21 protein-coding genes are annotated in these 24,946 nt (G+C 64.1%); 15 read left to right on the top strand and 6 right to left on the bottom strand.

The window, feature by feature from the left end; translation table 11 throughout:
• The first annotated feature begins 167 nt into the window (after positions 1-167).
• From FXV83_RS36800 to FXV83_RS36790, 3 genes are all read left to right on the top strand, one after another.
• Positions 168-743, top strand: coding sequence for a hypothetical protein (locus FXV83_RS36800; RefSeq protein WP_148744540.1), 576 nt, complete (start codon positions 168-170; stop codon positions 741-743).
• Positions 718-1,197: a tetratricopeptide repeat protein gene (locus tag FXV83_RS36795; RefSeq protein ID WP_148744538.1), complete on the top strand. Its 480-nt coding sequence runs from the start codon at positions 718-720 to the stop codon at positions 1,195-1,197. Before FXV83_RS36800 ends, FXV83_RS36795 begins: the two co-directional genes overlap by 26 nt.
• A gap of 908 nt (positions 1,198-2,105) precedes the next feature.
• On the top strand, positions 2,106-3,494 hold the full coding sequence (locus FXV83_RS36790) for an MFS transporter (RefSeq protein ID WP_148744536.1): 1,389 nt from the start codon (positions 2,106-2,108) through the stop codon (positions 3,492-3,494).
• Positions 3,495-3,502: 8 nt separating this feature from the next.
• Here FXV83_RS36790 and FXV83_RS36785 read toward each other — a convergent pair whose 3' ends face one another.
• Positions 3,503-5,119: a B12-binding domain-containing radical SAM protein gene (locus FXV83_RS36785; protein WP_148744534.1), complete on the bottom strand. Its 1,617-nt coding sequence runs from the start codon at positions 5,117-5,119 to the stop codon at positions 3,503-3,505.
• Between the two features lie 262 nt (positions 5,120-5,381).
• Here FXV83_RS36785 and FXV83_RS36780 point away from each other — a divergent pair, with 262 nt between their 5' ends.
• The 10 genes from FXV83_RS36780 to FXV83_RS36735 all read left to right on the top strand — a co-directional run bounded on the left by FXV83_RS36780 (position 5,382) and on the right by FXV83_RS36735 (position 14,753).
• Positions 5,382-5,831 carry a (2Fe-2S)-binding protein gene (locus FXV83_RS36780; RefSeq protein ID WP_148744532.1) on the top strand — a complete coding sequence of 150 codons (450 nt, stop codon included), beginning with the start codon at positions 5,382-5,384 and terminating at the stop codon, positions 5,829-5,831.
• 11 nt (positions 5,832-5,842) lie between these two features.
• The gene (locus FXV83_RS36775; RefSeq protein ID WP_148744530.1) at positions 5,843-8,029 is read left to right on the top strand and encodes a xanthine dehydrogenase family protein molybdopterin-binding subunit; all 2,187 of its coding nucleotides are present in this window, start codon (positions 5,843-5,845) and stop codon (positions 8,027-8,029) included.
• Positions 8,030-8,076: 47 nt separating this feature from the next.
• Complete coding sequence (locus FXV83_RS36770) at positions 8,077-9,360, top strand: NAD(P)/FAD-dependent oxidoreductase (RefSeq protein WP_187436419.1); 1,284 nt, start codon at positions 8,077-8,079, stop codon at positions 9,358-9,360.
• A 213-nt stretch (positions 9,361-9,573) separates the two neighbouring features.
• Positions 9,574-10,011 carry a sulfur oxidation c-type cytochrome SoxX gene (gene soxX / locus FXV83_RS36765; protein WP_148744542.1) on the top strand — a complete coding sequence of 146 codons (438 nt, stop codon included), beginning with the start codon at positions 9,574-9,576 and terminating at the stop codon, positions 10,009-10,011.
• Positions 10,012-10,019: 8 nt separating this feature from the next.
• Entirely contained in the window at positions 10,020-10,487 is a 468-nt protein-coding gene (locus FXV83_RS36760) for a SoxY-related AACIE arm protein (RefSeq protein ID WP_148744526.1), read from the top strand.
• Complete coding sequence (gene soxZ, locus FXV83_RS36755) at positions 10,487-10,804, top strand: thiosulfate oxidation carrier complex protein SoxZ (protein WP_148744524.1); 318 nt, start codon at positions 10,487-10,489, stop codon at positions 10,802-10,804. Before FXV83_RS36760 ends, soxZ begins: the two co-directional genes overlap by 1 nt.
• Positions 10,801-11,580: a sulfur oxidation c-type cytochrome SoxA gene (gene soxA, locus FXV83_RS36750; protein ID WP_187436418.1), complete on the top strand. Its 780-nt coding sequence runs from the start codon at positions 10,801-10,803 to the stop codon at positions 11,578-11,580. The genes soxZ and soxA overlap by 4 nt, the downstream gene beginning before the upstream one ends.
• Positions 11,581-11,656: 76 nt before the next feature.
• A complete protein-coding gene (locus tag FXV83_RS36745; protein WP_187436417.1) occupies positions 11,657-12,982 on the top strand; it encodes an ABC transporter substrate-binding protein in 1,326 nt (441 codons plus the stop codon).
• Positions 12,983-12,987: 5 nt separating this feature from the next.
• Positions 12,988-13,917: a carbohydrate ABC transporter permease gene (locus FXV83_RS36740; protein ID WP_430648974.1), complete on the top strand. Its 930-nt coding sequence runs from the start codon at positions 12,988-12,990 to the stop codon at positions 13,915-13,917.
• A complete protein-coding gene (locus FXV83_RS36735; protein ID WP_430648972.1) occupies positions 13,914-14,753 on the top strand; it encodes a carbohydrate ABC transporter permease in 840 nt (279 codons plus the stop codon). Before FXV83_RS36740 ends, FXV83_RS36735 begins: the two co-directional genes overlap by 4 nt.
• A gap of 125 nt (positions 14,754-14,878) precedes the next feature.
• Here FXV83_RS36735 and FXV83_RS36730 read toward each other — a convergent pair whose 3' ends face one another.
• Positions 14,879-15,736, bottom strand: coding sequence for an oxidoreductase (locus FXV83_RS36730; protein ID WP_148744513.1), 858 nt, complete (start codon positions 15,734-15,736; stop codon positions 14,879-14,881).
• Positions 15,737-15,851: 115 nt separating this feature from the next.
• On the opposite strand from FXV83_RS36730, the gene FXV83_RS36725 reads away from it, so the two are divergent.
• Positions 15,852-16,403 carry a TetR/AcrR family transcriptional regulator gene (locus FXV83_RS36725; protein WP_148744511.1) on the top strand — a complete coding sequence of 184 codons (552 nt, stop codon included), beginning with the start codon at positions 15,852-15,854 and terminating at the stop codon, positions 16,401-16,403.
• Positions 16,404-16,536: 133 nt separating this feature from the next.
• Here the strand turns inward: FXV83_RS36725 and FXV83_RS36720 are convergent, their stop codons facing one another.
• Complete coding sequence (locus FXV83_RS36720; protein WP_148744509.1) at positions 16,537-18,201, bottom strand: regulator; 1,665 nt, start codon at positions 18,199-18,201, stop codon at positions 16,537-16,539.
• A 10-nt stretch (positions 18,202-18,211) separates the two neighbouring features.
• Positions 18,212-18,913 (bottom strand): cysteine hydrolase family protein, encoded by a 702-nt coding sequence (locus tag FXV83_RS36715; protein WP_148744507.1) that lies wholly within the window; start codon positions 18,911-18,913, stop codon positions 18,212-18,214.
• 570 nt (positions 18,914-19,483) lie between these two features.
• Here FXV83_RS36715 and FXV83_RS36705 point away from each other — a divergent pair.
• On the top strand, positions 19,484-23,008 hold the full coding sequence (locus tag FXV83_RS36705; RefSeq protein WP_430648973.1) for an indolepyruvate ferredoxin oxidoreductase family protein: 3,525 nt from the start codon (positions 19,484-19,486) through the stop codon (positions 23,006-23,008).
• Between the two features lie 345 nt (positions 23,009-23,353).
• Here FXV83_RS36705 and FXV83_RS36695 read toward each other — a convergent pair whose 3' ends face one another.
• On the bottom strand, positions 23,354-24,373 hold the full coding sequence (locus tag FXV83_RS36695; protein WP_148744500.1) for a S1C family serine protease: 1,020 nt from the start codon (positions 24,371-24,373) through the stop codon (positions 23,354-23,356).
• Between the two features lie 91 nt (positions 24,374-24,464).
• A complete protein-coding gene (locus FXV83_RS36690; RefSeq protein ID WP_148744498.1) occupies positions 24,465-24,914 on the bottom strand; it encodes a hypothetical protein in 450 nt (149 codons plus the stop codon).
• Positions 24,915-24,946 lie beyond the last annotated feature (32 nt).

The raw sequence follows: 24,946 nt of genomic DNA, 5'->3' as shown, positions 1-24,946 counted from the left end.
CCGCTTGACTCAGTAGTATTGTCCTGCCCTTCGTCAATCTTGATGGCAGCAGCGAGCAGGACTACTTTGTCGACGGTGTCACTGAAAGCCTCACAACCGACCTGTCGCGCATTCCTGGCGCTTTCGTCATAGCTCGTAACACTGCGTTCACTTTTAAAGGCAAGCCAGTGAACGTCCGCGTGATCGGCCGCGAACTTGGTGTGCGCTACGTGATGGAAGGCAGCGTGCAGGGCGGCGGCGACCGCATTCGTGTCAACGCGCAGCTCATCGACACGGAAACCGGCGCTCACCTCTGGGCCGAGCGTTTCGACAAGCCGCGCGCCGACATCTTCGACATGCAGGACGAGATCACCACGCGCCTGGCCCGGACCGTCGGCATCGAGCTCGTTGCCGCAGAAGGCCGTCGGGCGGAGCGCGAGCGGCCGAACAACATGGATGCCGTGGACCTGGCCATGCGCGGCTGGGCAATCCTCAATCAACCCTTGTCGCTACGCCGCGACCGCGCGGCGTGTGACCTGTTCGACGCGGCGCTTCGGTTGGATGATCGCAATGTCGAGGCGTTGGTCGGTCTCGCCTTCTATCATGGTAACGAACTTCGCACCTTCGCTTCGACCAATCGGGACGAACAGCTACGTATCGCCGAGACGGCGATCACTGAGGCACTGACGCTTGCTCCGGGCAACGCGTTAGCCCATTTTGTCCATGCCAACATCTTGCATGTCTCCGGCGCGGCGCGAGCTTGAGTTCGCTATCACCCTTGATCGCAATCTGGCCTGGGCCCATGCCGACGCAGGCTTTTTGAAGGTGTTGCTTGGGCGCGCTGAAGAGGCCGACGCCGATCTCACGCGCGCAACCCGGCTGAGCCCGCGCGATCCCGGACTGGATCGCTGGTACGCCTTGCTCGGGATCGCCGACCTGTTCCTCGGCCGACTCGAGTCAGCCTTGGACCGGCTTCGTAAATCAGTCGGAATAAATCCAAAGGTCGCGATGCCCTATTTCTTCCTCGCAGCGGCCTTGGCGCTGAGCGGCCGCGCTGGGGAGGCGCAGGAGGCGCGGAATGCCGGCCTCCGGCTCGACCCGAACTTTACCGTCGCCAGGTTTCGCAACGAGCGGCGCAGTGAAAACCCGACCTTCCTGGCCCAGCGCGAGCGCATCTACGAGGGCCTAAGCTTGGCAGGCGTGCCGGAAGGCAAATAGAGCTTGTTACGGGGTAATGGCAGTGACGGCCGGATTCGGGGCAGAAGCTGACTGACGCCGCCTATTCGATCACTTCGTCGGCAAACGCGAGCAGCGCGGGCGGCATTTCGAGGCCAAGGCTCTTTGCCGCTTTGAGGTTGATCACGAACCTCGAAGGTCCTCATTGGCCTTAGGCCATCGCGTTTCGACAGAGACAGTCTGGCCATCGACAAATCCCATCTGTTTGAGACCGCGACGAAACGCATCTGCGAAAGGCTCCGATCCGGTGCTCGTGCCGCCGAGAGTTCCGATCACCGGTGATGCCGATTTCTGCGCGTGAGCCCCTAGCGGCAGAACAACTACCGCGCCCCCAATCGCTCTCAGGAACTTGCGCCGGCTCACTTCACTCTCCCTGCGGAAGAACTGGTTGGGTAGTTCAATTGCTGGCATACCGAAAACGGTAAGAATGCCCACCGCCATAGCTTTTCGGCGCGCCGCTATTCGCAGCTTGCGCTCCAGGTCAAACGACGAAATGCCGGACCAGGCTGCGCATAGTCTGCTTCACCTCTGGCAGCGGACAGCATTCATGAGGAGCACGCACCGTCGCCCTTTGCCGACCTTTGCCACGATACCATCATGCCGGTGTTTTGCCCGACGCGTCAACGTGATCGCGGACAGCGAATGTCATCGCGGCGCAGCTCGAAAACGCCTTATCGATCAAGGGGTGTTCTACTGTGCATGGGGTTGTTTGCGACTTTTGTTCTGGTCGTCGTGACCGGGCGCGAGAATTTCGAGAAGCGGCTCGCCTCCTGCTCCCACCCGACCCTCGCGCATACACAGCATGCAAGCTTGCGCCTGTGGCAAGCCGCGCGGCCGTAGTACATGCCGCAAGTCCCTGTACACACGCCGCCGGAGCAAAAGCGCAGGCAATGACAATCACGTTACCTGCCGCTGCGCGCCAGCCCGATCATCCCGTCGCCGACGGCCTGCCCGCGATGCGCCGCCGTTGGGCGATCGCAGCGATCTTCACCGCGCTTGCGATGGCTTCGCTCGACACGGCGATTGCCAACATCGCCCTTCCCGCGATTGCCGCCGACCTGCATGTCAGCCCGGAGCAGTCGGTCTGGGTCGTCAACGTCTACCAGATCGCACTGGTCGCGACGCTGCTGCCTCTTGGCGCGCTCGGCGAGATCGTCGGGCACCAGCGCATCTATCTCGGCGGCCTCATCCTGTTCACGATCGCCTCGCTGCTCTGCGCGGTGGCGTGGTCGCTGGACAGCCTGCTCGTCGCGCGGACGCTGCAGGGCCTCGGCGCGAGCGGCATCATGAGCGTCAACACCGCGCTGGTGCGCTTCGTCTATCCCGGACGGATGCAGGGGCGCGGCTTCGGCCACAACGCGCTCGTGGTCGCGACCGCCTTCACCTTCGGTCCGTCGATTGCGTCCGCCATCCTCGCGTTCGGACCGTGGCCGTGGCTGTTCGCGGTCAACATCCCGTTCGGCCTGGTCGCGATCGGCATCGGATTTGTCATGCTGCCGAAGACGCCGCGAGCGGATCACGGCTTTGACTTTCTCGGCGCGCTCCTCGCCGCCGCCTGCCTCGGCCTGTTCATCACCGGCATCGGCAGTGCGGCGCATAATCTATCGCCGGCTGTCGTTGCCGTCGAACTGGTCACTGCGCTCGTGCTGGGCTTCGTCCTGATGCGCCGTCATGCCGACCATCCCGCGCCGATGTTGCCGATCGACCTGTTCAGCCGGCCAATGTTCGCGCTGTCGGCAGCAACCGCCGTGTGCTCCTTCGCGGTGCAGGGCCTCGCCTTCGTCTCGCTGCCGTTCTATTTCGAGGACGTGCTCGGGCGCTCGCAGGTCGAGACCGGCTTCTTCATGACGCCGTGGCCGCTGGTGGTCGGCTTCATGGCGCCGATTGCAGGCCGCCTGTCCGACCGTTACGCGGTCGGCCTTCTGGGCGGCATCGGCCTCGTGCTGCTCGGCCTCGGCATGGCATTGCTCGCGATGCTGCCGGCCAACCCCGCCATTGCCGATATCATCTGGCGGATGGCGATCTGCGGCATGGGTTTTGGCTTCTTCCAGGCGCCCAACATGAAAGCGGTGATGTCGAGCGCTCCGCCGCACCGCAGCGGCAGCGCCTCGGGCATCGTCGCGACCGCACGCCTGACGGGACAGACCACCGGCGCAGCCCTCGCGGCGGCCTGCTTCGCTCTTGCGGGCCACAGCGGCGCAACGGTGGCGCTGGCGCTCGGCGCGGGCTTTGCCGCGCTCGGCAGCGTCATGAGCTTCCTGCGGCTGGCGGTGAAGTAGACCTCAGGTCAAGCCAGATGCCGGGCCGGTGTCGCGGCGACGGCAGCCGAAACCACCGTCTGTTCGTCCAACTCGGCCAGACGCCCATCGATCGCATCGATGACCTTGCGCGAGAACGGCCCGAGATGCGCATAGGCCGCGATCATCTGCACGGCGATTCGCGCCGATGTAGTGTCGCGCTTGGCGCAATTCATGAAGGTCTGCCAGAGCGGGCCGCGCGCCTCGGGAAGGGCGGTGACGACGCGGTGCACGGTCTCCATTGCGCCGACCCTGGCACGGATGTCGCCCTCGGCCAATTCGTGGCGCTGCCTCGAGCGGTCGAGCAGCGTCATCAAGCGGTCGACGCGGCTCGCATAGGCGGCCGGGCTATAGATGTGCTCCAGCACCTGCTTGTAATCCATCAGGATGTCGCGCAACGGGCGGATCGGATCGAAGTTGATGCCGCTCGTGCACTGGTCGGCGCCGAGGGTCGGGGCGAGATCGTGCCCCGGATGCAGCCGGCCTTCACGCTCCAGGCGCCGCGTGAGCTGCGTGTTCGGCAGGGCATAGAGCAGGCCGACCATGCTTACGGGAATGGCGGCTTCCTCGATGAATTCGATCATGGCCTCAGCCATCGAGGCCTTCTCGTTGTCGAAGCCGACGATGAAGCCGGCGGTGACGAGCATGCCGGCGGCGTAGATCTTGTGGATGCTCTCGGCAATGTTGCGCCGCGTGTTCTGCTTCTTCCGCATCGCGACAAGCGTCGCCGGATCCGGACTTTCGATGCCGACGAAGACGGCGAAGAAATTGGCCGCTCCCATGAGATCCAATAGCTCGGGATCGTCGGCCAGATTGACCGAGGCTTCTGTCGACAATTCGAAGGGATAGCCGTGAGCGCGCTGCCATTCGGCAAGCTGCGGCAGGAACAGCCTGAGCGACTTCTTGTTGCCGATGAAATTGTCATCGACGAAGTCGAGATGGCCGCGGTAGCCCATGGCGTAGAGCCGGTCGAGCTCCGCCAGCATCTGCGTGTTGGTCTTGGTTCGCGGGACTCGCCCGTACAGCTCGATGATGTCGCAGAACTCGCAGGTGAACGGGCAGCCGCGCGAATACTGCACACCGAGATAGAGGTAGTCCTCGAATTTGAGCAGGTCGAAACGCGGCACCGGCGTCTTGGTGACATCGGCCTGGAATTTCGGCGCGGTGAAGACGCCGGAGCGTGCACCGCCCTCCCAGGCCGCGATGAATTCGGCGATGACGCTTTCGGCCTCGCCGAGCACCCGGAAGTCGGCGCGTTCGTAGATGTGCGGGCTGGACGTGGCATCCGGACCGCCGACCACCACCGGCTTGCCAGCCGCGCGGCACAGCTCGATCAGGCGCAGCGTGTCGCCCTGCTGCGGCATCATGCCGCCCGTGAAGACCACGTCGGCCCAGGCGAGGTCCTCGTCCCCGAGCGGCGCCGTATTGCAGTCGACCAAGCGCACCGTCCAGCTCTCGGGCAACATCGCGGCAACGGTGATCAGGCCGAGAGGCGCAGCGGGGCGCTTCACACCCATCAGTTTGCAGGATTCGCCAAAACTCCAGAAGGACTCTGCCGAGAACAGCGGATAGAGCATCAAGACGTTGCAAGGGCTCGGCACGTTCATGGAACTCCTTCTGGCTTCGCCGCAGTCTAGCAGAGCGGCGAGGTCTTGCACCCCAGCAAAAGGGACAAACTGTGGCCGCTGTTCAAAGGGTCTGTAAGCGCCAAAGCCGGGAGATGTCGCCCCAAGCCCTGCCCCCGGGCGTCCAGGGAGGGGGAATCTCCGCCGGTCACCCCGCGGACTGTTGATTTGAACAGTTCCAGCTTGCCGGACAAATTGCGCCCCTGAGCCCAACCGGTGGATTGGGCCAATCAGGGGACTTGCGATGGCAAATCTAACAATCAACGGAAAAACCGTTACGCTCGAGGTCGAGCCGGACACCCCGCTGCTGTGGGCAATCCGCGAGAACGCCGGCCTGACCGGCACCAAATATGGCTGCGGCATCGCACAATGCGGTGCCTGCACCGTTCACATCGACGGCGTGGCGATGCGCTCCTGCGGTGTCACGGTCAGCGAGGCCGAGGGCAAGAAGATCACCACGATCGAGGGACTGGCGTCCGGCAACTCGCTGCACAAGGTGCAGGAAGCCTGGATCGCCCAGGACGTTCCGCAATGCGGCTATTGCCAGAGCGGCATGATCATGGCGGTGGCGGCGCTCCTGAACGAGAAGCCGAAGCCGACCGATGCCGATATCGACGAGGCCATCACCAATATCTGCCGCTGCGGCACCTTCCAGCAGGTGCGCGAGGCGATCCACACGATCGCAAGCGCGTAGGGAGCCGTCACATGAACAAGCACGTTTCGCCCAAGATGAACCGCCGCGCCTTCGTCATCGGCACCGCCACGCTCGGCGCCGGCCTCGCAATCGGCCTCGATATCCCCTTCGGCGGCCCGGCCGTGGTCCGCGCTGCCGACGGCTCGCCCGAGATCGGCGCCTGGGTCGTGATCAGGCCCGATGACACCGTCGTGATTCGCGTCGCCCGCTCCGAGATGGGCCAGGGTTCGCTCACCGGCCTCGCCCAACTCGTCGCCGAGGAACTCGAATGCGACTGGACCAAGGTCACGACCGAATACCCGACACCCGGCCAGAGCGTCGCCCGCAAGCGCGTCTGGGGCGATTTCTCGACCGGTGGCAGCCGCGGCATCCGGTCCTCGCAGGACTATGTCCGCAAGGGCGGCGCCACCGCGCGCATGATGCTGATCCAGGCCGCGGCCAATGAATGGAAAGTGCCGGCATCCGAATGCACCGCGGCCAACAGCGTCATCACCCATGCCCCGACGGGGAAGAGCACGACCTACGGCAAGGTCGCCGAAGCCGCGGCAAAGCTGACGCCACCGGCTGACGTCAAGCTGAAGGACCCGAAGGACTGGAAGCTGGTCGGCAAGGGCTTGCTGCGCCTCGACACCGCCGACAAGACCACAGGGGCCATGATCTACGGGATCGACGTCAAGCTGCCGGGCATGCTGAATGCCGCCATCAAGGATTGCCCGGTGTTCGGCGGCAAGCTGAAGAGCTTCGACGAAGCCAAGATCGCCGGCATGAAGGGCGTCAGGAAGGTCGTCAAAGTCGGCGATACCGCGGTCGCGGTCGTTGCCGATACCTGGTGGCACGCCAAGACCGCGCTGGAAGCGCTGCCGATCGTTTGGGACGAGGGCGACAACGCCAAGGTCTCGAGCGAGTCGATTGCAAAGTGGCTGGCCGAGGGTCTCGACGACGCTCAGCCGGCCTTTGTCGGCAACAAGAACGGCGACGCGAAGGCAGCGATTGCTGGCGCCGCCAAGAAGGTCGAGGCCGTCTACAACTATCCCTACCAGAACCACGCCACGATGGAGCCGATGAACGCCACCGCGCTTTACACGGCCGACAAATGCGAGGTCTGGTGCGGTACGCAGAATGGCGAGGCGGCATTCGCAGCGGTGCTGGAGGCCTCCGGCCTGCCGGCGGAGAAGTGCGACGTGCACAAGGTGATGCCCGGCGGCGGCTTCGGCCGGCGCGGTCAGACCGACTATGTCCGCCAGGCGGTCGCGATCGTCAAGCAGATGCCGGGTACGCCGATCAAGCTGTTATGGTCGCGCGAAGAGGACATGGCGCACGGCAGGTACCACCCGATCACCCAGTGCAAGATGACCGGCGCGTTCGACGCCAACAACAATCTGATCGCCCTGCACTACCGCCTGTCCGGGCAGTCGATCCTGTTTTCGCTCCGCCCGGAAGCGCTGCAGAACGGCATGGATCCGGCCGCATTCCAGGGTGTCGCCCAAACCGGCGAGGCCGCGTTCGGCTACTCGGTGCCGAACCTCCTGGTCGAGCATGCGATGCGCAACCCGCACGTTCCGCCCGGCTTCTGGCGCGGCGTCAACGTCAATCACAACGCGATCTACATGGAATGTTTCATGGACGAGCTGGCTCATGCCGCAGGTCAGGACCCGCTCGAATTCCGCCGCAAGCTGATGGGCAATCACCCCAAGCATCTGGCGGTGCTCAATGCCGTGGCCGAAAAGATCGGCTGGGATAACCCGGCGCCGCAGGGCGTCTATCGCGGCATCGCGCAGGTCATGGGCTATGGCAGTTATGTCGCCGGCGCTGCCGAAATCTCGGTGACCGACGGCAGCAAGATCAAGGTGCACCGCATCGTCGCCTCCACCGATCCCGGCTACATCGTCAACCCGGCACAGGTGGAGCGGCAGATCGCCGGCTCCTTTGTCTATGGCCTCTCCGCACTGTTCTACGGCGGCTGCACCGTCAAGGACGGCCGCATTGAGCAAACCAACTTCGACACCTACAACTCGATGCGAATCAACGAGATGCCGAAAGTGGAATCGGTGATGGTGCCGAGCGGCGGCTTCTGGGGCGGCGTTGGCGAGCCGACCATCGGCATCGCAGCACCCGCGGTGCTCAACGCCTATTTCGCGGCGACGGGCAAGCGCATCCGCTCGGTGCCGCTGCGCGACCAGAACATCACCTTCGCCTGAAAAGACGGCTGCGGCGGCCGAAGAGAGCCGCCGCAGCCTTTGGTCGGATGATCCTGATGACGACGCGCCCGGTGACACGGCGGAATGCCATGTTCGGCATTACCGCGGCGGCCGCAACGTTGGTGCGGCCGTCGATGTCGCGCGCGCAATCCGCTGGCCGGATCGTCGTGATCGGCGGAGGTTTCGGCGGCACGGCCTGCGCCCGCGCGTTGAAGCGGGCCAACGCGGCCCTTCAGATCACCCTGGTCGAGCCGAACAAGGTGTTCATCGCCTGCCCGTTCAGCAACGAAGTGATCGCCGGCCTGCGCGGCATTGAGGCGCAGCAATTCGGTTATGACAAGCTCGCCGCCGACGGCATCACAATCATCGATCAGGCTGCGACCAGGATCGACCCGCAGCAGCGACGCGTTACGACATCCGACGGCCCCTCGCTCACCTACGACCGGCTCGTCCTCTCACCCGGCATCGACTTCCATTTCGATGCCCTGCCCGGCTACGACGATGCCGCATCGGAAAAGATGCCGCACGCCTGGAAGGCGGGCGCGCAGACGCTTTTGCTGCGCAAGCAGCTCGAAGCGATGGCGGACGGTGGCACGGTCGCAATCGCTATCCCGGCCAATCCCACGCGCTGTCCGCCGGCGCCTTACGAGCGCGCCAGCCTGATCGCGCACTACCTGAAGACAAAGAAACCGCGCTCGAAAGTCCTGGTGCTCGATGCCAAGGACGGTTTTCCCCAGCAGCGGCTGTTTGAGAAGGCATGGAAGGACCTCTACGGCGGCATGCTCGAGCGCGTGGCGCTGTCGCAAGGTGGCCGCGTTACCTCCGTCGATCCATCCACAAACACCATCATCACTGAATTCGGCAATTACACCCCCGACGTCGCGAACGTCATTCCACCGCAACGCGCAGGGCGCATTGCCGGGATCGCCGGCGCGACGGATATGACGGGTTGGTGCCCGATCGATCCCGTGACCTTCGAGTCGAAGCTGGTCCCAAACATCCATGTCATCGGCGATGCCTGCCTCGGCGGCGGCATTCCCAAATCGGCGTCTGCCGCGAGCACGCAGGGCAAGGCCTGCGCCGCTGCAATCGTCAATCTGCTTGCAGGCCGCTCGGCGGAAACCCCGCGGCTGACGGGCGTCTGCTACAACACCGTTGCGCCTGCTTACGGCTTTTCGCTCGCCGGCAACTACCAGCCGAAGGGAGACATCTTCGTCGAGGTCGAGGGCGGCGCGACAAGCCCGGCCGATGCGCCGAGCGAGTTGCGCGCCCGCGAGGCGGTCGAGGCCGAACGCTGGTTTCAAACCATCACGGCGGACACCTTTGGCTAGAGCATGATGAGATCAAGCTGTCGCCACCAACACGGTGCGCTCCCTCCCCCGCCTGCGGGGGAGGGCTGGGGAGAGGCTGCTTCCAGAATCAAGAACCCCCAAGAGGAAACAACCCTCACCCGGCGCTATGCGCCGACCTCTCCCGCAAGCGGGAGAGGTAAGTGGAGCTCGCGGCCAGATCTCTCGTCTCACACCCGATTGATTGTCACTGCGCTGCTCGCAATAAATCTTGCAGTTGCAGATCTTGCAGTTGCCGGTGGTGCGAAAGCCGAGCACCTAGTGCCCTACAGGATCGTCGGCGACGGCATTCCGGAGTCGCTCACCGGCTCGCCGGGCGATGCCGCGCGCGGACGTGCGCTGGTGCTAGCGCGCAGTACGACTTGCATCCTTTGCCATTCCGGCCCATTTCCGGAAACCCGATTCCAGGGCGACCTTGCGCCTGACCTCAGGGATGCGGGGAACCGCTGGTCGGCAAGTCAGTTGCGACTTCGTCTGGTGGATGCCTCGCGCTTCAACCCGCAGACCATCATGCCGTCTTACTATCGCAACGACGACCTCGTGCGCGTTGGGCGCAATTTTGCCGGCAAGCCGATCTTGGCGGCCGCCGAGATCGAGGACATCGTGGCCTTTCTTGCAACGCTTCGGGACTAGGACTGTTCATGCCAACCACGCGACGACGATTCTTGAGCCTTGCCGGCGGCGTCACGGCCGCCGGGACGATTCCGATCGTCGTGCTGCGGCCGCTTAACGCGACGCCCACGATGCTCAACGCAGCTATCCGCAACTTCGTCGGCGAAGCTCCGATACGGACGGGCAAGATCAAGCTCGACATCCCGCCGCTGGTCGAGAACGGCAACACGGTGCCGATGACGGTCAGCGTCGCGAGCCCCATGACGGCGGACGATTACGTCAGGAGCATTCACGTCTTCAACGAGAAGAACCCGCAGCCGAATATCGGCAACTTCTATCTCGGACCCTCCTCCGGCCGCGCCCAAATCTCGACCCGGATCCGGCTCGCCGATAGCCAGAAGGTGGTCGCGATCGCGCGCCTCTCCGACGACACGTTCTGGCAGGCCGCAGCCGAAATCGTCGTGACTCTGGCCGCCTGCACCGAAGAGGTGAACTGATGGCCGCGCTGATCAACGTTCCCACGAAGGCCAAACGCGGCGAAATCATCGAGATCCGCGCACTGACCTCGCACATCATGGAAACCGGGTTTCGCCGCACTGCCGCCGGCGAGCTCGTGCCGCGCGACATCATCACGAGCTTTACTTGCCGCTACAACGGCAACGAGATTTTTCGTGCCGACCTGTTTCCGGCGATCGCGGCCAATCCTTATCTGTCCTTCTTCACTGTAGCGAAGGAGAGCGGCAAGTTCGAGTTCGAATGGATCGGCGACAACGGATATTCGTCCACCGCGTCGGCATCGATCACCGTCGAATGAAGTTTAGGCGTGCCATAGCGGCGGCGGCATTCGCCGTTGCGTCCTCTGCCCTGCTCGCCGGCGAGATCCCGCCGGGGGCGCGCCGTTCCGGTTATTCCTTCATGGGTCCCGAGACGCGGGCCATGCAGGATGACGACACGTCCAATCCGGGCATGCTGTTCGTGCTCGACGGCCAGGCGTTGTGGATGAAGAAGTCCGGCAGCGCCGACAAGGCCTGTGCGGATTGTCATGGCGACGCGCGCAGCAGCATGAAGGGCGTCGCCGCGCGCTATCCCGCTTTCGACAGGACGCAGGGACGCCCCGTTACGCTCGACCAGCGCATCAATCTCTGCCGCGCCGGTCACCAGCAGGCGACGCCGCTGCCTTACGAGAGCCACGACCTTTTGGCGCTGTCCGCCTTCGTCGCCCACCAGTCGCGCGAGGTTCCGATCACGGCGGGAGACGATCCACAGCTCAAGCCCTTCGTAGAGCAGGGCCGCGACTTCTTCAATCAGCGCGAAGGCCAGCTCAACCTTTCATGTGCAAATTGTCATGAAGACAACTTTGACAAGCGTCTTGCCGGCGCGCCAATCACGCAGGGACAGCTGACCGGCTATCCGCTCTATCGCCTGGAATGGCAAACGCTGGGTTCGCTGGAGCGGCGGCTGCGCAGCTGCATGACCGGTGTCCGCGCCCAGGCCTATGATTACGGTGCTCCTGAGTTGGTCGCGCTGGAGCTCTATTTGATGTCGCGCGCGCGTGGCCTGCCGATGGAGACGCCGGCCGTACGTCCTTGATCAGCAGATTAGGACTAGGCAGGCGTGCCACGGTCGCTAGTATCCCCCCAAATTGAGTCACAGGGAGGGACCGAAAGTGGTTAACCACAATATCTCGCGCCGTACGCTCTTGACTGGCACCGCCGCAGCTGGCGCGCTCAGCCTGACGGGAATGCCGGCGCGCGCCGAGGTGAACTGGAAGAAATACGCCGGCACCAAGCTGGAGGTGATCCTCGCCAAGGGTCCGCGCGGCGACAACCTGCAGAAATACATCAAGGAGTTCACCGACCTCACCGGCATTCAGGTGGAATCCGAGCAGATCCCCGAGCAGCAGCAGCGCCAGAAGGTCGTGATCGAGCTCACCTCGGGCCGGCCGAGCTTCGACGTCGTGCACCTCAGCTATCACGTGCAGAAGCGGCAATTCGAGAAAGGCGGCTGGCTCGCCGACATGACGCCCTTCATGAAGGATCCGACGCTGACCGCGCCCGATCTGGTGGAGAGCGATTTCTCGGCCGCGGGCCTGCAATACTGCAAGAACGACAAAGGCCAGATGCTGTCCCTGCCGTGGTCGGTCGACTATTTCATCCTCTACTACAACAAGGAGCTGTTCCAGAAGAAGGGCGTCGCCGTCCCGAAGACCCTCGACGAGATGGCCGCGGCCGCCGAAAAGCTCACCGATCCCAAGGAAGGGACCTACGGCTTCGTCGGACGCGGCCTGCGCAACGCCAACATGACGTTGTGGACCAATTTCTTCCTCGATTATGGCGGCGAATTCCTCGACGCCAAGGGCAACATCCTGACCGACGGTCCGGAAGCCATTGCCGCGACAAAGCTCTACCAGACGCTACTGACAAAGGTCGCGCCGCCCGGCGTTGCCGGCTTCAACTGGATGGAGTCAATGGCCTCGTTCACGCAAGGCAGATCGGCGATGTGGATCGACGGCGTCGGCTGGGCGCCGCCGCTGGAAGATCCGGCCGCCTCGCGCGTCGTCGGCAAGGTCGGCTACACAGTCGTGCCTGCCGGACCGAAGGGGCAATATTCTGCGACCTATGGCGACGGCATCGGGATTGCCGCCGCCAGCAAGAACAAGGAAGCCGCCTATCTGCTCTGCCAGTGGGTGGTCTCGAAGCAGCAGGGCGCACGGCTGTTGCAGGCCGGCGGCGGCGTGCCGTTCCGCAACTCGATCCTGAACGATCCCGAGGTCCAGAAGGGCGTGAAGATGCCGGCGGAATGGCTGCAATCGGTGATCGATTCCGCCAAGATCAGCAAGCTGGGCCTGCCCGTGATCATTCCGGTCGCCGAATTCCGGGATCTCGTTGGCGCCGCGATTACGTCAACCCTTGCCGGCGCCGATCCCGCAACCGAGTTGAAGAAGGCGCACGAGCAATTCCGGCCGATCCTGGAGCGCAGCGAAAAGGCGTGAGTGCAATCATACAGGCTAATCCGGCCGCGGCACCGTCAGATGCCGCGCCGGAGAAGGAGCTGCGGCCGCCTTCCTACTGGCCGTTCGTGGTGCCGGCGCTCGTCGTCGTGATCGCCATTATCATCTTTCCGTGGGTGTTCACGATCTGGATGAGCCTGAACGAGTGGAAGGTCGGCTCGCCGACCAGCTTCGTCGGGCTGTCCAACTATCTGCGGCTGACGAGCGATCCCCGTTTTCTCGAAGCGGTGGGTCACACGATGGTCTACACGGTGCTGTCGGTGCTGCTGCCGCTGGTGCTCGGCACGCTGGCAGCCGTGGTTTTTCACCAGAAATTCGCCGGCCGCGGCTTCCTGCGCGCCCTATTCATCATGCCGATGATGGCGACGCCCGTCGCGATCGCGCTGGTCTGGACCATGATGTTCCACCCGCAGCTCGGCGTGCTGAACTATTTGCTGTCGCTGGTCGGAATACCTTCGCAGCTCTGGGTGTTTCATCCCGCAACCGTGATCCCGTCGCTGGTGCTGGTCGAGACCTGGCAGTGGACGCCGCTGGTCATGCTGATCGTGCTCGGCGGCCTCGCCGCAATCCCGGCCGAGCCTTATGAGAGCGCCCAGATCGACGGCGCCAGTTTCTGGCAGGTCTTTCGCTTCATCACGCTGCCACTGATCATGCCGTTCCTGTTCATCGCCGGTATGATCCGCATGATCGACGCGGTCAAAAGCTTCGACATCATCTTCGCGATCACACAAGGCGGACCAGGCTCGGCGTCGGAAACGATCAACATCTATCTCTATAGCGTCGCCTTCACCTATTACGATCTAGGCTACGGCTCGGCGATCGCGGTGGTGTTCTTTCTCCTCATCGTCGCACTCGCAGCCGTGATGCTTTACATGCGCCAGCGCATGCTGTGGACCGAAATCGCGAGCGGCGCATGAACCCAGGTCAAATCAACCTGCGTCAGATCATCGGCAGAATCGGCCTGTGGCTCGCGGTATTCGTCATCGTGTCGCCGGCGATACTGTTCTTCCTGTGGATGGCCTCGCTCTCGCTCAAATTTGAAGTCGACAATGCCGCCTACCCGCCGGTGTTCATCCCGGAGCGTTTCGCCTGGAAGAACTATGCCGACGTGCTCGCCTCCAACCGCTTCCTGACCTATTTCGTCAACAGCCTGATCGTGACCGGCAGCGCGACCCTGCTGGCGCTCGTCGTCGGCGTTCCCGCCGGCTACGGCATCGCGCGCATGGCCGCGCACAAATCCGCGATCGTGATCCTGATCGCCCGCATCACGCCGGGATTGTCGTATCTGATCCCGCTGTTTCTCATGTTCCAGTGGCTCGGTTTGCTCGGTACGCTGGTGCCGCAGGTCATCATCCATCTGGTGGTGACGGTGCCGATCGTGATCTGGATCATGATCGGCTATTTCGAGACGACGCCAATGGAGCTGGAAGAAGCCGCCCTGATCGACGGCGCCACGCGCTGGCAGGTCTTTCGGCACGTTGCACTGCCGATCGCGCGACCGGGAATTGCGGTCGCCTTCATCTTGGCCGTGATCTTCTCCTGGAACAATTTCGTCTTCGGCATCGTGCTGGCGGGACGGGAGACTCGCACCCTTCCCGTCGCCGTCTACAACATGATCTCGTTCGATCAGTTGAGCTGGGGCCCGCTGGCGGCGGCCGCGCTGATCGTCACCTTCCCGGTGCTGCTGCTGACGGTGTTCGCCCAGCGGCAGATCGTCGCCGGGCTCACCGCGGGTGCCGTCAAGGGTGGATGATCGCTCCTCTTCCTGCGAGACGGCGCTGCGCCATAATGCTTGAAGACGAGTGCTCTCATGTTGCCCATGTCCGGCTTTTCGGGCCTTCGTTGTAAGCAGGCGGCGCTTGCGCCGCCCGCATGCCGTCAAAAGGCTCGGGCGGTGCGGGGAGGCTGTGATGCGGCCACCGCATCGAGCCGCAGGTCCTTGCGGATCCCGGCGTCCACCAGACCAGCAGGCGCGAACCTGCGAAGCAACCGCAGGCGGTTCGCGAGCTTGCCGGCCGCATACCGGACTTTCGGGTGCGCTGCGCTCGCCGCTTTCAGAACGGTCTCGGCCACGACGCCGGGGGACTCGGCCGTTGTCATTACCTCGTTCACCCGCTTGGTGACGCCCGCGCGAGCCTCGCGATACTCATCGAGCTTGGCATCCGGCTCCATGAAGTTCGCGTCGAATGGCGTCTTGGTGTACGCAGGCTCGATGACCGAGACTCGGATGCCCCTCGTGCGCAGTTCATGGTCGAGCGATTCCGAATAGCCTTCCACCGCGTGCTTGGTTGCGGCATAGAGTGCGCCATAAGGCATCGGCAGAAAGCCAAGCACGGAGCCGATATTGATGATACGACCATTCCCTTGGCGTCGCATGTGAGGCACGACGGCGCGCGTCATCCGGACCAGTCCGAAAAAGTTCGTCTCGAAAATTGATCGGGCCTGATCCATCGAGCTCTCTTCCGCTCCCGCAGGGGCAACACCGAAGCCGGCGTTGTTCACGAGCAGATCGATGCGGCCGTCGCGTCGTATCACTTCGCTGACCGCGGCTTCGACGGATTCATCGCTGGTCACATCGAGGGCAAGCATCTCGAACGGCCGCCTGCCGCCCTGCGCGCCTCGTCGGCTAGTGCCGTAGACCCTGTAGCCGGCTTTCGCGAGCCGCTCCGCCGTGGCTTCGCCGATGCCTGACGAGGCGCCGGTAACAAGCGCAATTGGTGTGTTGGTCGTATTCACGAGCTTTTCCTTTTTGACGGTGCCGGCCCCGAATTGTTTTGATTACGATCGTAAGCATTGATATAGATGACGATCGTCATTATTATTGTCAAGACCCGGCACCTGGATTTGCGAAATGCGCGTTTCAAAGGAACAAGCGGCCCAAAATCGCGACCGTATTCTCGAGGCCGCCTCCCTCCTTATGCGAGAGCGCGGTATCTCCGGCATGGGTGTCGACGCGCTGGCCGACGCCGCCGGGATGACCCATGGCAGCATATACAGTCAGTTCGGTTCCAAGGAACGGCTTGTCGAAGAAGCAGTGGCCCACGCCATCGCAGCCAAAGGGCGAGAAGTGCCCGATGGACTTGCGCTCGGCGACTACGTTTCCGAATACCTCTCGGCGGGGCATCGCGACAAACCGGGAAGCGGTTGCCCCTTCGCCGCCCTTGTTTGTGAGATGCCGCGCCAAGGCGCCGGAGTGAGAGAACGTTTCACGGCCGGAGTGCGGGGCATGATCGGGCTGCTGGGTGGTCGAATGGCCTCGACGCTAAAGCTACGGCAGCGCGAAGAGAAGGCGCTGGCAATGGCCGCCTCCCTGGTCGGTGCGCTCGTGCTGGCCCGGGCCGTGAACGATCCCAAGCTGTCGGACGACATTCTTCGCGCGACCAGGAACAAGTTGGCGGACTGACCTCTCGCCCCGACGCGAGGTTTGAAATTCCCACTGTTTGATGGCCGATAGCAGTCGAGCAACGGGTTGGACGAGGACAAGGATGCGGCCGGGTGACGCGACGGCGCCCGGCCACGATGCATGCTGGCCTAACCTACTCCGCCGGTGCCGCCGTCATCTCCGCATGCGGCATGTAGTGCTCGCTGGCGCGACGGCCGAGAACGTACAATCCGGCAGCCGTCACGGCGTAGGCGAAAGCGACAGGCGGCGTCACGCCAAAGCCGCCGCCGATACCCACGGCCTCGCCATGCATGAAGCCGAAATAGGTGAGCACGGCACCAACCAGCGCAAAGGCGGATGCCTTCTCGAAGTCGCGCTCGATGATGAAGACGCCGATCGCACCCAGTATGAGGCCGCCAAGAATGGAGCCGCCGCCCATGATCTCGAGCCCGTAGTAGAACACGCCCTGTTGCGGCAGGGCGGCAATCGCAGCAGTCTTGACCGCGTCAGCCTTGTCGGCGGCAAGCCCGCCGACAGTGGTCGCGGCCATCATGGTCGAGCCCAGCATGGTGTCGATCTGAAGCTTGGCCCAGGCCGCAAGATGCGGCGTCAGCGCCAGCATGATGGCAGGAGCGTGCTTGACCGGCGTGGTCTGGAACGCCTGCGCGCCGATCAGCATGCCGATATAGAGCAGGATCGGCGAGATCGCGACCACCGGCACCAGCGCCAGCAGCACCGAGATGATGCCGAACCATGCCAGCACGACGACCATGATGCCGGTCGCGGCCGAGTAGCCGATGCGGCCCCCCATCGCCTTCCAGCCGGGATGGCCGATATAGACCGCGTTGATGAAGGGATTGCCCATCAGGCAGCCGATCAGGCTGACCAAGCCGTCGGCGGTAAGCACGCGCGTGGTCGGATATTCGTCGCCGGCCGCTTCCGCGCTCTCGACATTGTCCATGGCCTCGACGAGGTCGTAGATGCCGAACGGAATGGCGGTGACCAGGATGACGCCGAGGAATTCGAAGCCGGAGAAGACGTAGCCTACGGCCGGGATCGGCACCGAGAAGCCGAAATTGGCAAAGGCATCGCCAACGCCCTTGACGCTCAGCCCGCCGAGACCGAGGCCGAAGAGGTTCGAGCCCCAGGCGATGATCATGCCGACCGCGATGGCGACGAGGCCGGCAGGGATGCCGCGCCAGTATTTCACGCCGCCAAACCAGCTCACCAGGATGATGGCGAAGCAGACCAGGCCGATCTGCGGTGTCATGTACATTTCGAGCGCCGGCCGCATCGAGATGAAAGTGACGGAAACGCCGGCGAGCGTGCCGAGCAGCGCCGCGCGCGGCGTGATTTTTCGGATGAACGGCGCGATGAAGCCGCCGATCATGAGGATGAAGCTCTGGAAGAACACCCAGACCAGGCCGGCCGACCACCCCTTGAGCGGATCGCCGGTCTTGATCGTGATCGGTAGCATGATCACGAACGTGACGATGAACATGTGCGGCACGCTGACGCCCGAGGGCAGCGCGCAGACGTCGTTGCGTCCGGTCTTTTGCGCGAGACGATAGGCCAGGTACGCGTAGTAGAAGGTGGAGAGGCACATCATCAGCCCGAGCGCGGGCAGGATGCGGCCGAACACGAGACTGTCCGGCATCTTCAAGACGAAGCGCAACAGGCCCGTGAGCACGAGCATGTTGACGAGGATGTTGGTGCCGAAGCCGAAAAACGCGTTCCAGTCGCCCGGTGTCCATAGCGCCGGCTTGAACCCGGACTTATTGATCTCAGATTTGCCGGCCGTTCCCGTCAATGCGCTCATGGTGATGCCCCTAAGCTGGTGTGGAAATCTTCAACGCCTCCAGTACTGCGGCTGAGTCCGTGACCCAGCCGAAGATGCCGCCCTGGGCCTTGATCATCTTCAGGCCCATCTCGTGAAATTCGGGGAAGTAGGACGCGCAGCCGTCGGAGATGACGACGCAGCGATAGCCGCGGTCATTGGCTTCGCGCACCGTGGTGTTGACACACACCTCCGTGGTGACGCCGCACACCAGCAGATTCTCGATACCGTATTTCTCCAGCACGTCCGTGAGCTCGGTGGCGTAGAACGCACCCTTGCCGGGTTTGTCGATCACGACCTCGCTGTCGAGCGGATAGAGTTCAGGAATAATGTCGTGACCGGCCTCGCCGCGAATGAGGATGCGCCCCATCGGGCCGGGATCGCCGATGCGCAGGGATGGCGCGCCGCGCTCGACTTTCGCCGGCGGCGCGTCGGAAAGATCGGGCAGATGCCCTTCGCGGGTGTGGATCACCAGCATGCCGGTGTCGCGCGCCGCCTTGAGCAGCGCACCGATCGGCTTCACCGCGCGCGCGAGCTGGCTGACATCATTGCCGAGCGTCTCGCCGAAGCCGCCCGGCTCCATGAAATCGCGCTGCATGTCGATAATGAGGAGCGCGGTGCTTGCCCAGTCGAGCTTGATTGGCTCGGGCTCGGCGCTGATGACGCCCTGTGTCGGCTTGACTGAGTTCAACATGACGCAGGCCCCGCGAGAACTCTCTCTGCCAGGAGTTCTGCAAGCGCCATGCCATTGTGTACAATTGCAATGGGGCAGGCGCTGTGGAGAAATTCGCTGCGTACTCAGAAACTTACGCCCGCAACCGATTGCTGCTTATTCCCTGTGCGGCGGCTTTGCGGCGGGCATTTGCTCAAAGGATGAGCGGCGAAGCGGCGCGTTCACTCGCCGTCATTCCGGGGCGACGCGTGAGCGTCGAGCCCAGAATCCATCTCACCTCATAGCTCGCGGCCCGATGGATTCCGGGCTCGCGACTTTCGTCGCGACCCGGAATGACGAGCAGAGAGTACAACGCCTACCGCCCCGCCCCATACAGACGTCGATACTCTTCCTCATGGGGCGCGCATGAGCCCTTCGGCGTTCCCATGTTGAGCCGCATCGTCGCGACGACCGCATGTGCCTCGTCGAACGCGCGCGTCTTCACCCCGGCGCTTTCGGCGCGGCGACTGCCACGAGCCATGATCAGCGGGAGCGCCACGGATGCGGCCGATGATATTGACTTCACCAGCCCATGCTCTTGACTGCGACCAGCTGCTTCGCAACCGGAATTCCCTCCCGCAGCGCACACCCCTCGCAAGGACTTTCGAAATGACGCTGATGCAGGTCGAGCTGGACGATAAATATCGGCTCGAATCGAAGCGGATCTTCCTGTCCGGCACGCAGGCGTTGGTTCGATTGCCCATGTTGCAGCGCGAACGCGACCGGCTTCAGGGGCTCAACACCGGTGGTTTCATCTCGGGCTATCGCGGCTCCCCGCTTGGAATGTACGACCACGCGCTGTGGCGTGCGAAGCCGCACCTCGCACAGCACGACATCGCCTTCGTGCCCGGCCTGAACGAGGATTTGGCGGCGACCGCCGTCTGGGGCAGCCAGCAGGTCGGGCTGTTTCCCGGCGCCAAGGTCGATGGCGTGTTCGGCATCTGGTACGGCAAGGGCCCCGGCGTCGACCGCTCGGTCGATGCGCTCAAGCACGCCAACGCTGCCGGCACCTCGCGCAACGGCGGCGTACTGGCGCTGGCCGGCGACGACCATGGCTGCCAGTCCTCGACGCTTGCGCATCAGAGCGAGCAGGTGTTTGCGGCGGCGCTGATCCCCGTGATCAATCCGGCGACGCTGCAGGATTACCTCGACCTCGGCCTCTACGGTTTTGCGCTGTCGCGCTTCTCCGGCTGCTGGGTCGGCTTCAAGGCCATCAGCGAAACCGTGGAGAGCTCGGCGTCGATCTACAGCGATCCCGAGCGCATCCAGATCAAGCTCCCCGACGATTTCGAGATGCCGCCCGGCGGCCTCAACATCCGCTGGCCCGATCCGCCGCTTGATGCGGAGAGGCGCCTGTTCGGCCCGAAGATGGCCGCGGTGCAGGCTTTTGCGCGTGCCAACCAGCTCGACCGGATCGTGCTGGATTCAAAGCCCGCGCGGCTCGGCATTGTCGCCACCGGCAAGGCCTATCTCGATCTGCGCCAGGCGCTCGCCGATCTCGGCATAACCGACAAGGATGCCCAGGATCTCGGCCTTCGCATCTACAAGGTCGCGCTGACCTGGCCGCTGGAGGAAAGCGGCGCGCGGCGTTTCGCCGAGGGTCTTCAAGACGTGCTGGTGATCGAGGAGAAGCGCGGCTTCATCGAAGACCAGCTGATGCGCATCCTCTATAACATCGATGCGTCGAAGCGCCCGACCGTCACCGGCAAGCGCGACGAGCGCGGCGCGCCGCTGCTGCCGAGCGAGGGCGAGCTGACGCCGACCATCGTTGCGTCCGCGCTGGTGGCGCGCTTGCGCAAGCTCGGCCATCACAGCCCGGTGCTGGAGCAGCGGCTGGCGCGGCTCGAGGCGTTCGATGATCCCGTCACCACCAGCGCGCCGATCAAGCTGGCGCGCACGCCGTTCTTCTGCTCGGGCTGCCCGCATAACAGCTCGACGAAAGTGCCCGAAGGCAGCCGCGCCATGGCCGGCATCGGCTGTCACGGCATGGCCTTGAGCATGCCGACGCGCCGCACCGATTTGATCTCCCATATGGGCGCCGAGGGCGTGAACTGGATCGGGCAGTCGCCCTTTACCAGCGAGCAGCACATTTTCCAGAACCTTGGCGATGGCACGTATACGCATTCCGGACTTCTCGCCCTTCGGGCGGCCTCTGCCGCCGGGATCAACATCACCTACAAGATCCTCTACAACGATGCCGTCGCAATGACCGGCGGCCAGCCGGCCGAGGGCGGCTTCAACGTCGCGCAGATCGCGCACCAGGTCTGGGCCGAAGGCGTCAAGCGGCTGGCGATCGTCTCCGACGATCCGGGCAAGTACCCGGAAGGCAATTACTTCCCGCAAGGGGCGACCATCCATCACCGCCGTGAACTCGACGCCGTGCAGCGCGAGCTGCGCGACATCAAGGGCCTCACGGTCATCATCTACGACCAGACCTGCGCGGCCGAGAAACGGCGCCGCCGCAAGCGCGGGCTCTATCCCGATCCGGCCAAACGCGCCTTCATCAACGAGCTCGTCTGCGAAGGCTGCGGCGACTGCTCGCAAGCCTCCAACTGCGTCTCGGTGCAGCCGCTGGAGACCGAGTTCGGCCGCAAGCGCCAGATCGACCAGTCGAACTGCAACAAGGATTTTTCCTGCGTCGAGGGCTTTTGCCCGAGCTTCGTCACCGTGCATGGCGGCACGCTGAAGCGGATCAAGACCTCGGCGGTCGATACCGGGCAATTGTTCGCCGACCTGCCGCTGCCGCCCGCGCGCGAGCTCGACGCCCCCTACAATATTCTCGTCACCGGCATCGGCGGCACCGGGGTCATCACCATCGGCGCGCTGCTCGGCATGGCTGCCCATGTCGACGGCCGCGGCTGCTCGGCGCTGGATTTCACCGGCCTGTCGCAGAAGAACGGCGCGGTGATGAGCCACGTGCGCATCGCCCAGAGGCCGGAGGATATTTCGGCGGTCCGCATCACCACCGGTGGCGCCGACGTCATTCTCGGCTGCGACATGATCGTCTCGGCAGGTCCCTCCGCGCTCAGCCGCGCCGAGCGCGGCGTGACCAAGGCCTACATCAACGCCGACCTGCAGCCGACCGCGAGCTTCGTGCAAAACCCCGATCTCGATTTCGAGATGGGCGCGATGCAGACCGTGCTGCGCGACGCCATCGGCGACAAGAACCTCGACATCATCGACGCCACGGGCATTGCCGCGGCGCTGATGGGCGACACGATTGCGACCAATCCTTTCATGCTCGGCTTCGCTTTCCAGAAGGGTGCGATCCCGCTGTCGCTGGAGGCCTTGCTCCGCGCCATCGAGATCAACGGCGCCGCGATCGAGATGAACAAGCTCGCCTTCACCTGGGGGCGCATGGCCGCCCACGACATGTCGCGCGTGCGCAGCGTGCTCCAGTTCAAGAGCCGGACTTCCGCCCCCACGAAGTCGCTAGACGACGTCATTGCCACGCGCGCAGAGTTTTTGACGGGCTATCAGGACAAAGCCTACGCCGAGCGTTATCTCGCGGCCGTTGCCAAGGTGCGTAAGGCGGAAACGGCCGCATCCACCGAACTGACCGAAGCGGTGGCGAAGAACCTCTTCAAGCTGATGTCCTACAAAGACGAGTACGAGGTGGCGCGGCTTTACACCGACGGCAGCTTTGCCAACAAGGTCTCGGAGAAATTCGACGGCGATTTTTCGCTGAAGTTCTATCTGGCGCCGCCGATCTTTGCGCAGCGTGACAAGGTGACCGGGCATCTCCAGAAGAAGGAGTTCGGCGGCTGGATGATCCACGCCTTCCGCGTTCTCGCCAAGCTCAAGTTTCTGCGCGGCACCGCGTTCGATCCGTTCGGGCGCACCGAGGAGCGCAGGACCGAGCGGAAGCTGGTCGAGGATTATCTGGCGATGATCGATCAGCGGATCTCCGGGCTGAAGCCAGCTCAGATCCCGCTGCTGACAAGACTCGCACGCGTGCCGGAGATGATCCGCGGCTTCGGCCACGTGAAGGAAGCCAACATCAAGCAGGCGGCTACAGAGAAAGCGCGGCTTGAAGCGGAGCTGGAGAACAGCCGCTTTGCGGCCGCGGCGGAGTAGCGGATAGGGCGCGACCCCGCTCCTCGTCATTGCGAGGAGCCCTTGCGACGAAGCAATCCAGAATCCCACCGCGGAGACGGCCCGGATTGCTTCGCTGCGCTCGCAATGACGAGATTGTGGGACCAGCGTGCCCCGCTGTCATCTGTCATCGCCCGGCTTGACCGGGCGATCCAGTACGCGGCAGCGGCTGTTCTGGATCGCGCTGCCTCTGGAATACTGGATGCCCCGCTTTCGCGGAGCATGACAGCGGAAAGCACGGTTAGACTGAGGCCGACACGCCGCCGTTCACCTCTCCCTGCGGAAGAGGTGAACGGCGGTCTCGGCTTTGGCCAAGCGAACCAAAGTTCAGCGCGCCGGCTTGCGCTCGACCGGATCGATGTCGATCGCGCGCAGGCGGCCGAGCCGCAGCACGTCCATCGCGAGCCGCCGGCCGATGCGGTCGCGGTCGAGCACGCGGATCAGATCGTCGACGCCGTTGATCTCGACGCCGTCGAGCCTGATCACGACGTCGCCGGGCAGCAGCCCCGCCTTCGCCGCCGGCCCATCGGGCTCGATCTGGGCGAGCAGCGCGCCCATCTTGTTCTCGACGCCGGCCAGCACGGCGTGCCGCCGCGGGATCGGCGCGGTCTGCCCGGCGACGCCGATATAGGCGCGGCGGACATAGCCGTGGCGGATGATCTCCGACAGCACGAATTGCGCGGTGTTGCTGGCGACCGCGAAGCAGATGCCCTGCGCGCCGCTGATGATGGCGGTGTTGATGCCGACCACCTCGGCATGCGACGACACCAGCGGCCCGCCGGAATTGCCGGGATTGAGCGCGGCATCGGTCTGGATCACGTCCTCGATGGTGCGTCCGCTGACCGAGCGGATCGAGCGCCCGAGCGCCGAGACAACACCGGCCGTCACGGTCGATTCGAAGCCGAGCGGATTGCCGATCGCGATCACGAGCTGGCCGCGGCGCAGGGTCTTGGAGTTGCCGAGCGCAGCATAGGGCAAGTCGCGTACGCCGTTGGCGCGCAACAGCGCCAGATCCGTGTCGGGATCGACACCGAGCACTCGGGCGTCGCCGACATGGCCTTCGACATCGCGCAGCCGGATTTCCTTGGAGGTGCCGACCACATGGCTGTTGGTGAGCACGAGGCCGTCCGGCGAGATCACGATGCCCGAGCCGAGCCCGCCGCGCTCGCGACCGTTCGGCACCTTCGGCCCGGTCTCGACGCGCACGACGGCAGCGCCGACGCGATCGGTCACGTCGATCACGGCATTAGAGTAGGCATCCAGCAGGGCCCGGTCGTTGTCCAGGGCAGCCGGCGTCGTTCGCGATGACGATCCGTCACCGGCGATGTCTGAGGTCAAATCCAACATGGCAAGAGTCCTTGAAGCTCACACAGATGGTGGCCTGTTCGCTCTCGCGCAAGTGGCCCGCTTGGGGCGCAGGGCTGGACTACCAAGGTGGCTAGGTCGCCCGCCGCAACCTGCCCGCCCTCGCCTTGACCGGATCGAGCAGCGACCAGTCGCCGTCAGGGAGCACATGGCCCTTGGGAAACGGCGCGCGCAGCTCGAGCCCGAGCGAGCGCAGCACGCGGTCATCGCGGTAGTAGCATTGCAGCACGACGCGGACGAGCGTTGCGGCCGCGGCGCCGCCAGTTGATCGGAACTGCTCCGCGACGCCATCGCGTGCGGTAGGCTCGAGGTCCGCCAGCGGCATGCCGGCGAGCCGGCCCAGATGATCCAGCGCAGCCGTCACCAGCTTGGCGTCGCGGCCGAGCGTGGCGTGGATGTCGGCCTGGATGATGTCGTCATCGGCGCCGGGCACGCGGTATTCCTCGCTCGCCGGAATGATCATCGCGGCACTGGTGCGCAGGTCCTGGCGCTGCCGCGGCGTGAGGGGGAGCTGATCAGTCATGGCGATCCTCTTCTAGCATTACAGTTGCTTTT

Origin of the sequence: Bradyrhizobium hipponense (genome assembly GCF_008123965.1) — a bacterium.
GTDB classification, from domain to species: domain Bacteria; phylum Pseudomonadota; class Alphaproteobacteria; order Rhizobiales; family Xanthobacteraceae; genus Bradyrhizobium; species Bradyrhizobium hipponense.
This window is presented reverse-complemented; position numbering and strand designations above follow the sequence as displayed.